Raw genomic sequence first — 12,279 nt, 5'->3', positions numbered from 1 at the left:
AAAGATTTTTCCATTATAAACCACAGATTAATTATGACGCTTACATTTACATAATAAAAACTCCTTATTCTTATAAAATTTGCGTCATTTCGACACTTTTTATTCAATAAAAAAGCTTATAATCCTAAAGATTATAAGCTTTTCCCCCTCATATAACATCCCTTATAAATTATCGTCCCGCTTGTTCTTTTTGGAATACATAAAAGAATAACGTTTCTAGTTCCATATTTAAATCAACTTCATGAACTGTAATCTCTTCACTCACATTAATTACTGTTGATGACAAGTTTAAAATCCCTTTGATTCCCAATCCTTCTAATGATGTAGCGACAGCTTGTGCTACCGTTGGTGGTACCGTTAAAATAACATATGTTACTTTATGCTCCTCAATATAATCCTTTAAACTATCTAAATGGTATAAAGGTAAATCGCCGATACATTGTCCCACTAATGACTCATCCGTATCAAACCCAGCAACTAAGTTAACTGGTGTTCTGAAGACGCGTTTTTTGAATTTATCTGAACTAAAATATTTTAATAAGGCACGTCCTAAGTTACCTACCCCAATTAAAACACAGCTTTGAACGTCTTCTGTTTTTAACAAGTTATTGAATGCTTCTAGTACAATTCTAACTTCATAACCATAACCTTGGCGTCCTAATTCACCTAAATATGAAAAATCACGACGAATTGTAGCTGAATCGATTCCAATTTTTTGGCTCAATTCGCTTGATTGAATTCGTTTTACCCCCATCTCATCTAATTCAACGAAACAGCGACGGTATAATGCTAATCTTTTTATTGTTGCATTCGGAATATTTGATAGCATAAAAAACCTCCTTTACCATATTAAAATAATATCATGAAAATAATGCAATGTGAATACTGTCACGAGCATAAAACGTCTATATGTTAAATTACTTCAAAAATCGTCCCTTATTTACATTAGTGTCCGTTGCACATCTTGAGATTAAGCATTATACTTATTATTAAAGTCACAGAGTTTTTAATAACCTCATAACCTTAAAAACTAAATTCAAACAACGTAACTTTTTAAAGGAGATAGACCATGATTTTATTACAAACAAGTAAATTGACGAAACTCTATTCAGGAACGCCAATTCTTGAAAACGTCCAATTTGAAGTCAAAAAGGGTGAGCGCATAGCAGTTGTTGGACGTAATGGAGCTGGAAAATCAACACTACTAAAAATGATTGCAGATGAAATTGACTTTGACTCAGGTGAAATCCATAAACCCCAAAGCGTCATCCTTGGTTATTTTGCACAATCAAGCCATGTTAATTCAGACGATACTATTTATAATGAAATGTTAAAAGTATTTAGTAAAACACTTCAATTAAAGAAACAATTAGAAGAATTAAGTTTAAAAATGGCTGAAATTGATCCTACAACTGAAGCCTACCTAAAAATTATCGAACAATACCAAAATATGAATCACCAATTTGAATTAATGAGTGGCTACACCTATGAAGCTGAAATTAATAACATTTTAAATCGATTCAAATTCAATGAAATTGGTTTTGACCAAAAAATTTCAAACTTAAGTGGAGGACAAAAAACCCGCTTAGCGTTAGCAAAACTTCTACTTCAAAAACCAGATATCTTAATTCTCGATGAGCCAACCAACCACTTAGATATTGATACAATTGAATGGTTAGAAGGATACCTAAAAAAATATTCAGGCGCCGTTGTTATCGTATCCCACGACCGTTTCTTTATCGACCAAATTGCTACAACTATTTATGAAATTGAATATAGAAAATGTACGAAATACAAAGGAAATTACTCAGACTATATCGACCAAAAAGCCGTTGCTTATAGCTCTTTAATGAAACAATACGAAAAGCAACAAAAAGAAATCTCAAAAATGGAAGACTTCATTAGCCGTAATATCGTTCGTGCCTCTACGACAAAGCAAGCCCAATCTCGACGTAAAAAACTTGAGAAAATGGAACGTATTGAAATACCTAAAATTAACGATAAATCAATTGGAATCACATTTGAAATTGACCGTCGCAGTGGAAATGACGTTTTAAAAGTAGAAAATTTAAGCGTTGGGTACGACAATCAGGTGATTACAGACGATTTAAACTTTCAAATTAATCGACTTGATCGAGTAGCTTTAATCGGTCCTAATGGAATCGGAAAATCAACTATTTTGAAAACAGTTGCACAAACCCTTCCCCCACTTAAAGGAGATATCTATTATGGAAAAAGCTTAGATATGGGATATTTCGATCAAGAGCAGGCTAACCTAAACTCTAGCAATACAGTCTTAAATGAAGTTTGGAATTGTTTCCCTGGACGACTTGAAAAAGATATTCGTACCTTACTTGGAAACTTTTTATTTACAGGTGATGATGTCTTTAAAACCGTTAATCAGTTATCCGGTGGAGAAAAAGTTCGACTCACATTATGTAAGCTCATGCTTGAAAAAAACAACTTCTTATTACTCGATGAGCCGACTAACCACTTAGATATTGATAGTAAAGAAATGCTTGAATTATCACTTGAAGACTATGAAGGGACTGTCTTTTTCATCTCTCATGACCGTTACTTCATCGATAAAATTGCGACACGTGTTTTAGAGGTTACTCCACATGGTGTAACTTCATATATTGGAAACTATTCAGACTACACTGAAAAAAAACAACAATTAGCTGAAAAAGAAGCAGCACTACAAGCCGAAAACTCTAAGAAAAATGATGAATCAACCATAACTGATTATCAAAAACAAAAAGAGCAACGTCGCTTAGAGCAACAACGTAAACGTCAATTAGAAGATATCGAAACAAAAATTTCAGAATACGAAGAAGAATTAGCTTATAATCAAGCTGAACTCTTCAAAGAAGAAGTTTACCTTGATACACAAAAATCAGCGGAAGTTCAATCACGCATTGAAGAACTTGAACAATTATTAGCTGATGCAATGGAAACATGGGAATCACTAGCGTAACCAAAAAAAGTCTCGAAAATCGAGACTTTTTTTCTATATTTTTAGAATATTGCGATAATCCGCTGAATATAATGTAACAAAAGGGGGAGTGCTAAATGTCACGTGGAATTAATAAAAATACCACTTATGACAGAATCGCAAGTCATTGGACAAAAGTCGGACATCGTGAATGGGCAAAAGCATTAAATAATGAAGGAGGCATCCATTATAAAAATGCTCGTGAAGCTTATGCAAAAGCTAATCGTGCACGTCATGCTGCGAGAAATAAATAATCTAACCACCTATAACTCTATCTACACAGATAGAGTTTTTTATATAATGAGATCTCGAAACAATTACCTTTACACTATTAATATAAATCACTCTCAATAACTAAGAATTCATTTGTTCTTTTTAAATATTTAAACATAAAAAAATTGGTATACCTCTCGATATACCGATTTAAAGACTATAAAGATTGTAATTCCATTCCTGGCATTCCATTCATATCAAGACCACTACGATGTCCTTTTAAATAAGCTTGTGTTCCGGCAGCTCCAATCATTGCTGCATTATCTGTACAAAGAGATAATGGCGGAATCGTTAACTTTACATCAGAATTTTTCGATACAGCCTCTTCAAGTGCATGACGCAATCCCTTATTAGCTGATACTCCACCAGCTACAATAATCTGTTTAACACCATACTGACGGGCAGCACGCATCGTTTTCTCTACTAATACCTCAACAACACTCGCTTGAAAACTTGCTGCTAAATTTTGTGGAACAATCTCTTGCCCACGTTGCGTAGCATTATGAACCGTATTAATAACCGCAGACTTTAATCCTGAGAAACTAAAATCATACGCCTCTTTGTCTAACCAAACACGAGGTAATTTATATATATCCTCACCCTCAGCTGCTAAACGATCAATATGAGGCCCACCTGGATACGGTAATTTTAACGTACGAGCAACCTTATCATATGCCTCACCCACAGCATCATCTAATGTTTCACCAATCACTTCAAAATCATAATGATCTTTCATATAAACTAATTCAGTATGACCACCAGACACAACTAAAGCCAATAACGGAAACTCTAAAGGTTCTACTAACTGATTCGCATAAATATGACCTGCAATATGATGAACTCCCACTAACGGAATATTATGAACAAATGATAACACCTTAGCTGCATTAATTCCAATTAACAATGATCCTACTAATCCTGGACCCTCTGTCACAGCAATCGCATCAATATCACTCCATGTTACGTTAGCCACCTCTAAAGCTTCCTCAAATACACCCGTTATACTCTCAACGTGATGACGACTCGCAACCTCTGGAACAACACCACCGAAGCGTTGATGACTCTTAATTTGTGATGCTACAATATTGGCTAAAATCTCAGTACCATTTTTAACAACAGCAACACTCGTTTCATCACAACTACTCTCTACTGCTAATACTAAAACATCTTTTTTCATTCAAACCACCATTTCTATGTATTAAAATAATAAACCATCAATAAAGCATCTTCACCATCTGAATAATAATTCTTTCGTACGCTCGCACGTAAAAACCCACACTTTTCATAAAGTGAAATGGCAGGTTGATTACTCACACGAACCTCTAGAGAAATCGTCTCAGCGAGTAAACACTTCGCATCAGAAATAAACTTATCCATAAGCTTTAATCCATATCCATTTCCACGTTTAGTAGGATTAACTGCAATATAAAATAAATCGCCCATTTCAAATACTAACTGGCCTACTAAATATCCTAAAATCTCACCTTTGTCTTCTAGTACAATTCCATAATGAAACATCTTTTCTGCTGCATAATCAACAAAATTAAAACTCTGATGAAAAAGTTCTTCATGTATTTGATTTAATACAGAAATATCCGATTCCTTCATCTTTCTAATCATCATACTATCCCTACTTCTTCTGTTCTAATAGCCAATTCATTTCAGCTTCAGGCAAACGATGATATTTAGGTACAAATAAATGAATATTCTCAACTGGTTTAACATCTTTAGCACATTCTATAAGCATACTCGCATGTGGGATATTTAACTCCTCATCAGTCGTTTGAACTGCCTGTTCTCCCAAATATTCAACAATTAAATCCCAATAGCGACTTACATCATTGCCAAGGAAATACATTGTTTTAGGACTTTCCTTTAAATGCTCCAATAATTGACGTAATTCATAGTGTCCATCTTCTAAAACAACATTATGAGTTTTACCATCATATACACCTGCAAATACAGTCTCACGTCGAGCATCAAATAATGGAATAATTAATCCTTCTTCTTCAATATTTCGAGCTATGACCGCAAGGCTAGAAATCCCGACTAACTCTTTTTCTAATGTCCATGCTAACATCTTAGCTACCGTAACACCAATTCGTACACCTGTATAAGAACCTGGTCCTTCTGCAACAACAATACGATCTAATTGTTGTGGAGTAGCATGTACTTGCTTAAATAAGTCTTGAATTGCTGGCATTAATTTTTTTGAATGATCATTCTTTGTGGCCTCAGTAAGCTCTGCTAAAGTCTCACCATCCTTAACCAATGCAATAGATAAAATTGTATTCGATGTATCAATTCCTAAAACGAACATTAATTTAACTCCTCACTAACTGTTTCATATTCAGATCCGATTGGCAATAATTCAATACGACGCTCAAACTCTCCATCACGGAATATTTTAATATCTAGTCGCTCATTTGGTAGTAAATCTTCAATCATACTAGCCCATTCAATCACGCAGACTCCTTCACCATATAGATAGTCATCTAGTCCAATTTCATCAGCACCATTTTCCAAACGATACACATCCATATGATATAAAGGTAACCGACCTTGATATTCTTTAATTATCGTAAATGTTGGACTATTAACATTACGTTTAATATCCAATCCTTTAGCTAACCCTTTAGTAAAAGTAGTTTTTCCAGCTCCTAAGTCTCCTTCCAATGTTAAAATCATGCCTGACTTAACCCATTTTCCAATTGCATAAGCTACTTTTTGTGTTTCTTCTACTGATTGTGTCTTAATAACATGCTTCATCTAATCACCTATAATTATTATATCTACTAAATTTAGTATGGATTTTATATTTGCTACATTTTCAAAATAAATTAATAAACTATAAACTATTATAGCATAAGTTTTTACATTAATTACATTCAATAAAAAAAGGATAGATTTAATATCTATCCTCTTAAAAAAACAATTCATATATAGCCAAAATCATAATCATTATACTTGCTACATATTCGGCATATTGAACCGTTTTTTCACTAAGAAAATTATAAGTTAAATGACATCCACCCCCTATAAAAACGACACTTAAAACTAAACATGTTATAGAAGTAAGTAGAATATTTAGACCGGTCAAAGAAGCACCAACACCTAACCCAATATTATTAATACACAAAAATAATCCAAGCATAAGTGCCTCTTTTACCTCAATTGTCTTAGAGTGGTCTCTGTCAAACGTCTCAGCTAAATCCGCTACATTTGTCATCAATGCTTCTTTTTGTTTTCTTGCATTTAATTGTTTATATAAAGCTTGATAAAACATATATAATCCGAATAAGAATAATAAGACACTCCCTAAATAGGTTGCCACAGATTCAACTAAAAATATATCAAATAACTGGCCTGTATACATTCCAATCATCGTTCCCAAACAAGAAATAATACCTACAATAAGATTACACATGAAATTAATCTTAACTTTTCTAGCTCCATAGCTGAGACCTATGATTAACCCATCACAGGTAACTGCAGCAGAGAATAATAATATTGATAAAAAATACATGATAAATCCCTACTTTCGATATGTTACATGTTAATATATGAACAAATCGAAAGTAGGGAACTTACATAACTATATTAATTTTTAAACGCAAAAAAAGCACTATTTAAGTGCTTTTTATTTCTTTGGCCCAGCAACGTCCTACTCTCGCACTTGCGTACTACCCTCGGCGCTAAGGAGCTTAACTTCTGTGTTCGGTATGGGAACAGGTGTGCCCTCCTTGCCATCGTCACTAGACCTTTTGGAGATTCTTTCGTTAATCTTCCAAAACTAGATATCTTCTTCAGTTTCTTTGGTTAAGTCCTCGATCGATTAGTATCAGTCCGCTCCATGTGTCACCACACTTCCACTTCTGACCTATCTACCTTGTCGTCTTCAAGGGATCTTACTTCTTTCGAATGGGAAATCTCATCTTGAGGGGGGCTTCACGCTTAGATGCTTTCAGCGTTTATCCCGTCCACACGTAGCTACCCAGCTATGCTCCTGGCAGAACAACTGGTACACCAGCGGTGTGTCCATCCCGGTCCTCTCGTACTAAGGACAGCTCCTCTCAAATTTCCTACGCCCACGACGGATAGGGACCGAACTGTCTCACGACGTTCTGAACCCAGCTCGCGTACCGCTTTAATGGGCGAACAGCCCAACCCTTGGGACCGACTACAGCCCCAGGATGCGATGAGCCGACATCGAGGTGCCAAACCTCCCCGTCGATGTGAACTCTTGGGGGAGATCAGCCTGTTATCCCCGGGGTAGCTTTTATCCGTTGAGCGACGGCCCTTCCATTCGGTACCGCCGGATCACTAAGCCCGACTTTCGTCCCTGCTCGACTTGTAGGTCTCGCAGTCAAGCTCCCTTCTGCCTTTACACTCTTCGAATGATTTCCAACCATTCTGAGGGAACCTTTGGGCGCCTCCGTTACTCTTTGGGAGGCGACCGCCCCAGTCAAACTGCCCACCTGACACTGTTCCCTGACCAGATCATGGCCACGGGTTAGAACCCCAGTAACACAAGGGTAGTATCCCAACAGCGACTCCACCAAGACTGGCGTCCTGGCTTCTTCGTCTCCTACCTATCCTGTACATGTGTCACCAGTGCTCAATATCAAGCTACAGTAAAGCTCCACGGGGTCTTTCCGTCCTGTCGCGGGTAACCTGCATCTTCACAGGTACTATGATTTCACCGAGTCTCTTGTTGAGACAGCGCCCAGATCGTTACGCCTTTCGTGCGGGTCGGAACTTACCCGACAAGGAATTTCGCTACCTTAGGACCGTTATAGTTACGGCCGCCGTTTACTGGGGCTTCAATTCAAAGCTTCGCTTGCGCTAACCTCTCCTCTTAACCTTCCAGCACCGGGCAGGCGTCAGCCCCTATACATCACCTTGCGGTTTAGCAGAGACCTGTGTTTTTGATAAACAGTCGCCTGGGCCTATTCACTGCGGCTTGCTTTCACAAGCACCCCTTCTCCCGAAGTTACGGGGTCATTTTGCCGAGTTCCTTAACAAGAGTTCTCTCGCTCATCTTAGGATTCTCTCCTCGCCTACCTGTGTCGGTTATCGGTACGGGCACTTACTAAATTAACCCTAGAAGCTTTTCTTGGAAGCGTGACATCAGTTGACTTCGCCATACGGCTTCGGCATCACAGCTCAATGTTATGCCATGCGGATTTGCCTACATGACCACCTCACTGCTTACACGTGAATCCATTAACACGCTCAACTTAGCCTTCTCCGTCACTCCATCAGTTTAATAAGTGGTACAGGAATATCAACCTGTTGTCCATCGGCTACGCCTTTCGGCCTCACCTTAGGTCCCGACTTACCCAGGGCGGACGAGCCTTCCCCTGGAAACCTTAGGCTTTCGATGGATAGGATTCTCACCTATCTTTCGCTACTCACACCGGCATTCTCACTTCTAACCGCTCCACAGCTCCTTCCGGTACTGCTTCTCCGCTGTTAGAACGCTCTCCTACCACTGACACCTAAGTGTCAATCCGCAGCTTCGGCGGTCCGTTTAGCCCCGGTACATTTTCGGCGCAGAGTCACTCGACTAGTGAGCTATTACGCACTCTTTAAAGGATGGCTGCTTCTAAGCCAACCTCCTAGTTGTCTGTGCATCTCCACATCCTTTTCCACTTAACGGACACTTGGGGGCCTTAGCTGGCGGTCTGGGCTCTTTCCCTTTTGACCATGGACCTTATCACCCACAGTCTGACTCCCGATGATATCTATCTGGCATTCGGAGTTTGATTGAGATCAGTACCCCGAGGTGGGGCCATCACCCATTCAGTGCTCTACCTCCAGTAGACTTGCCATCGAGGCTAGCCCTAAAGCTATTTCGGAGAGAACCAGCTATATCCGTGTTCGATTGGAATTTCACCCCTAGCCACAAGTCATCCAAGCACTTTTCAACGTGCCCTGGTTCGGCCCTCCAGTCAGTGTTACCTGACCTTCAGCCTGCTCATGGCTAGCTCACACGGTTTCGGGTCTACAACATCGTACTCTTCGCCCTATTCAGACTCGCTTTCGCTACGGCTCCGCATCTTCTGCTTAACCTCGCACGATATCGTAACTCGCCGGTTCATTCTACAAAAGGCACGCCATCACCCATTAACGGGCTCTGACTATTTGTAGGCACACGGTTTCAGGTTCTCTTTCACTCCCCTTCCGGGGTTCTTTTCACCTTTCCCTCACGGTACTGGTTCACTATCGGTCACTAGGTAGTATTTAGCCTTACGAGATGGTCCTCGTTGATTCCGACGGGATTCCACGTGTCCCGCCGTACTCAGGATTCCTTCCATGCATTTCACAATTTCACCTACGGGACTCTCACCCTCTCCGGTTGGCCTTCCCAGACCACTCGGCTATCATGATTTGTCAATTATGAAGGTCCTACAACCCCGGCTAGTGCCGGTTTGGGCTCTTCCCACTTCGCTCGCCGCTACTACGGGAATCGATTTTTCTTTCTTTTCCTCCAGGTACTTAGATGTTTCAGTTCCCTGGGTCTGTCTCCTATATGGCTATGTATTCACCATATGGTGCTAGCGTATAACCACTAGCGGGTTTCCCCATTCGGATATCCCCGGATCAAAGCTCACTTACAGCTCCCCGAGGCGTTTCGCCGTTTGTCGCGTCCTTCTTCGACTCCTAGTGCCAAGGCATCCTCCGTGCGCCCTTATTCACTTAACCTATAAAAAATAATTCTTTATTTTTTTCTTCTGTTTGAAGATATCTAGTTTTCAAAGATCAACTTTTGGAAGAAATTCTTCCAAAACTAAACAGAACGTCTCTTTCTCCATAGAAAGGAGGTGATCCATCCCCACCTTCCGGTAGGGATACCTTGTTACGACTTCACCCCAATCATCTACCCCACCTTAGGCAGCTCCCTCCTTGCGGTTAGGCCACTGACTTCGGGTGTTGTAAACTCTCGTGGTGTGACGGGCGGTGTGTACAAGACCCGGGAACGTATTCACCGCGACATGCTGATTCGCGATTACTAGCGATTCCAACTTCATGTAGGCGAGTTGCAGCCTACAATCCGAACTGAGATTGGCTTTATGAGGTTTGCTCCACGTCACCGCTTCGCTTCTCTTTGTACCAACCATTGTAGCACGTGTGTAGCCCAGGTCATAAGGGGCATGATGATTTGACGTCATCCCCACCTTCCTCCAGTTTGTCACTGGCAGTCTCGTTAGAGTCCCCAACTGAATGCTGGCAACTAACGACAGGGGTTGCGCTCGTTGCGGGACTTAACCCAACATCTCACGACACGAGCTGACGACAACCATGCACCACCTGTATCCATTGTCCCCGAAGGGAAAATCCTATCTCTAGGACGGTCACTGGTATGTCAAGACCTGGTAAGGTTCTTCGCGTTGCTTCGAATTAAACCACATGCTCCACCGCTTGTGCGGGTCCCCGTCAATTCCTTTGAGTTTCAGTCTTGCGACCGTACTCCCCAGGCGGAGTGCTTAATGCGTTAACTTCAGCACTGAGGTTCGACCCCCAACACTTAGCACTCATCGTTTACGGCGTGGACTACCAGGGTATCTAATCCTGTTTGCTCCCCACGCTTTCGCGCCTCAGTGTCAGTTACAGACCAGGAAGCCGCCTTCGCCACTGGTGTTCCTCCATATCTCTACGCATTTCACCGCTACACATGGAATTCCACTTCCCTCTTCTGCACTCAAGTTGACCAGTTTCCAATGACCCTCCACGGTTAAGCCGTGGGCTTTCACATCAGACTTAATCAACCACCTGCGCGCTCTTTACGCCCAATAATTCCGGATAACGCTCGCCACCTACGTATTACCGCGGCTGCTGGCACGTAGTTAGCCGTGGCTTTCTCATAAGGTACCGTCACACTCTAGCCATTTCCTACTAGAGCCATTCTTCCCTTATAACAGAATTTTACAACCCGAAGGCCTTCATCATTCACGCGGCGTTGCTCGGTCAGGCTTTCGCCCATTGCCGAAGATTCCCTACTGCTGCCTCCCGTAGGAGTCTGGGCCGTGTCTCAGTCCCAGTGTGGCCGTTCACCCTCTCAGGTCGGCTACGCATCGTCGCCTTGGTAGGCCTTTACCCTACCAACTAGCTAATGCGCCGCAGGCTCATCCATCAGTGGTGCCGAAGCACCTTTAAACTTTCGTCCTATCCGGTATTAGCGATCGTTTCCAATCGTTGTCCCCGTCTGATGGGCAGATAACCTACGTGTTACTCACCCGTTCGCCGCTCACCACCGAAGTGGTTCGCTCGACTTGCATGTATTAGGCACGCCGCCAGCGTTCATCCTGAGCCAGGATCAAACTCTCCATAATAGTTTGTTTATATCCTAAGCTTCTTTTAAGAAACTTATTTTCTTAAAGTAATGTTTGTTGACGTTCTGTTTAGTTTTCAAAGAACTTCTTTGTCACTTGTTTCAGCGACTTGATTATCTTATCATGTTTAACTCTTTCTGTCAAACACTTTTTTGAAGTTTTTATGGTGACCCGTACGGGATTCGAACCCGTGTATGCATGCGTGAAAGGCATGTGTGTTAAACCGCTTCACCAACGGGCCATTATTTAAATGGCGGTCCAGACGGGAATCGAACCCGCGATCTCCTGCGTGACAGGCAGGCATGTTAACCGCTACACCACTGGACCTTTTTTTGACTCATTAACTTTATCATCTGTGTCGTTTTTTGTCAAATCTTTTTTTGAAAAAGATTTTTTATTCTTTTTCAGAACTTCTATATAATAACATTTGTGTCGTTTTTTGTCAAATATTTTTCAAAAAAACATTATTTCAAACATTTTTATAAGTTCTTTTTTCAGAACTTTTATATAATAACATCTATTTCGTTTTTTTGTCAAATACTTTCTTTTGTTTTTTTATTTAATTTCAAATTTATCAAATCTACTTCAAAAACGTTTATATAAAGATAACTTATTATTTTTCACTTTACATTTTATGATTAATAATAACTCAATTTTCATCTCATTCACTGGAGC

General features: G+C 40.3%; 8 protein-coding genes, 2 tRNA genes and 3 rRNA genes. 2 read left to right on the top strand and 11 right to left on the bottom strand.

Features of this window, described 5'->3' with window-relative positions; translation table 11 throughout:
• Window positions 1–169 precede the first annotated feature (169 nt).
• Complete coding sequence (locus HLK68_RS06600) at window positions 170–829, bottom strand: redox-sensing transcriptional repressor Rex (protein WP_006783503.1); 660 nt, start codon at window positions 827–829, stop codon at window positions 170–172.
• Window positions 830–1,069: 240 nt separating this feature from the next.
• Here HLK68_RS06600 and HLK68_RS06595 point away from each other — a divergent pair, with 240 nt between their 5' ends.
• Together HLK68_RS06595 and HLK68_RS06590 are read left to right on the top strand one after the other, a co-directional pair.
• Window positions 1,070–2,977, top strand: coding sequence for an ABC-F family ATP-binding cassette domain-containing protein (locus HLK68_RS06595; protein WP_055165751.1), 1,908 nt, complete (start codon window positions 1,070–1,072; stop codon window positions 2,975–2,977).
• 95 nt (window positions 2,978–3,072) lie between these two features.
• The gene (locus HLK68_RS06590; protein ID WP_006783505.1) at window positions 3,073–3,249 is read left to right on the top strand and encodes a hypothetical protein; all 177 of its coding nucleotides are present in this window, start codon (window positions 3,073–3,075) and stop codon (window positions 3,247–3,249) included.
• Between the two features lie 176 nt (window positions 3,250–3,425).
• Here the strand turns inward: HLK68_RS06590 and tsaD are convergent, their stop codons facing one another.
• The 10 genes from tsaD to HLK68_RS06540 form a co-directional block, all read right to left on the bottom strand.
• Window positions 3,426–4,445, bottom strand: a complete 1,020-nt coding sequence (gene tsaD / locus HLK68_RS06585) for a tRNA (adenosine(37)-N6)-threonylcarbamoyltransferase complex transferase subunit TsaD (RefSeq protein WP_009606168.1) — start codon at window positions 4,443–4,445, stop codon at window positions 3,426–3,428.
• 14 nt (window positions 4,446–4,459) lie between these two features.
• Window positions 4,460–4,891: a ribosomal protein S18-alanine N-acetyltransferase gene (rimI, locus tag HLK68_RS06580; RefSeq protein WP_006783507.1), complete on the bottom strand. Its 432-nt coding sequence runs from the start codon at window positions 4,889–4,891 to the stop codon at window positions 4,460–4,462.
• Between the two features lie 7 nt (window positions 4,892–4,898).
• On the bottom strand, window positions 4,899–5,588 hold the full coding sequence (tsaB, locus tag HLK68_RS06575; RefSeq protein ID WP_009606162.1) for a tRNA (adenosine(37)-N6)-threonylcarbamoyltransferase complex dimerization subunit type 1 TsaB: 690 nt from the start codon (window positions 5,586–5,588) through the stop codon (window positions 4,899–4,901).
• A complete protein-coding gene (tsaE, locus tag HLK68_RS06570; RefSeq protein WP_006783509.1) occupies window positions 5,588–6,037 on the bottom strand; it encodes a tRNA (adenosine(37)-N6)-threonylcarbamoyltransferase complex ATPase subunit type 1 TsaE in 450 nt (149 codons plus the stop codon). The genes tsaB and tsaE overlap by 1 nt, the downstream gene beginning before the upstream one ends.
• Window positions 6,038–6,191: 154 nt before the next feature.
• Window positions 6,192–6,794, bottom strand: coding sequence for a sporulation membrane protein YtaF (gene ytaF, locus HLK68_RS06565; protein ID WP_006783510.1), 603 nt, complete (start codon window positions 6,792–6,794; stop codon window positions 6,192–6,194).
• 125 nt (window positions 6,795–6,919) lie between these two features.
• Window positions 6,920–7,028, bottom strand: a 5S ribosomal RNA gene (rrf, locus tag HLK68_RS06560).
• A gap of 55 nt (window positions 7,029–7,083) precedes the next feature.
• A 23S ribosomal RNA gene (locus HLK68_RS06555) occupies window positions 7,084–9,976 on the bottom strand.
• Window positions 9,977–10,088: 112 nt separating this feature from the next.
• Window positions 10,089–11,604 (bottom strand): 16S ribosomal RNA (locus tag HLK68_RS06550).
• The 16S, 23S and 5S rRNA genes sit together here with 2 tRNA genes alongside, the layout of an rRNA operon.
• A gap of 164 nt (window positions 11,605–11,768) precedes the next feature.
• A tRNA-Glu gene (locus HLK68_RS06545) sits at window positions 11,769–11,845 on the bottom strand.
• 10 nt (window positions 11,846–11,855) lie between these two features.
• Window positions 11,856–11,931 (bottom strand) — tRNA-Asp (locus HLK68_RS06540).
• Window positions 11,932–12,279: the final 348 nt, after the last annotated feature.

The organism is Turicibacter sanguinis, from assembly GCF_013046825.1.
In the GTDB taxonomy this organism is placed as follows: domain Bacteria; phylum Bacillota_I; class Bacilli_A; order MOL361; family Turicibacteraceae; genus Turicibacter; species Turicibacter sanguinis.
Note: the sequence above shows the minus strand (reverse complement) of the source record. Positions and strands in the feature narration are given on the sequence as shown.

Excerpts from the sequence above, each read along its gene's own strand:
- HLK68_RS06600 (WP_006783503.1), bottom strand. The coding sequence starts at position 829 with ATGCTATCAAATATTCCGAATGCAACAATAAAAAGATTAGCATTATAC.
- HLK68_RS06595 (WP_055165751.1), top strand. The coding sequence starts at position 1,070 with ATGATTTTATTACAAACAAGTAAATTGACGAAACTCTATTCAGGAACG.
- HLK68_RS06590 (WP_006783505.1), top strand. The coding sequence starts at position 3,073 with ATGTCACGTGGAATTAATAAAAATACCACTTATGACAGAATCGCAAGT.
- tsaD (WP_009606168.1), bottom strand. The coding sequence starts at position 4,445 with ATGAAAAAAGATGTTTTAGTATTAGCAGTAGAGAGTAGTTGTGATGAA.
- rimI (WP_006783507.1), bottom strand. The coding sequence starts at position 4,891 with ATGATGATTAGAAAGATGAAGGAATCGGATATTTCTGTATTAAATCAA.
- tsaB (WP_009606162.1), bottom strand. The coding sequence starts at position 5,588 with ATGTTCGTTTTAGGAATTGATACATCGAATACAATTTTATCTATTGCA.
- tsaE (WP_006783509.1), bottom strand. The coding sequence starts at position 6,037 with ATGAAGCATGTTATTAAGACACAATCAGTAGAAGAAACACAAAAAGTA.
- ytaF (WP_006783510.1), bottom strand. The coding sequence starts at position 6,794 with ATGTATTTTTTATCAATATTATTATTCTCTGCTGCAGTTACCTGTGAT.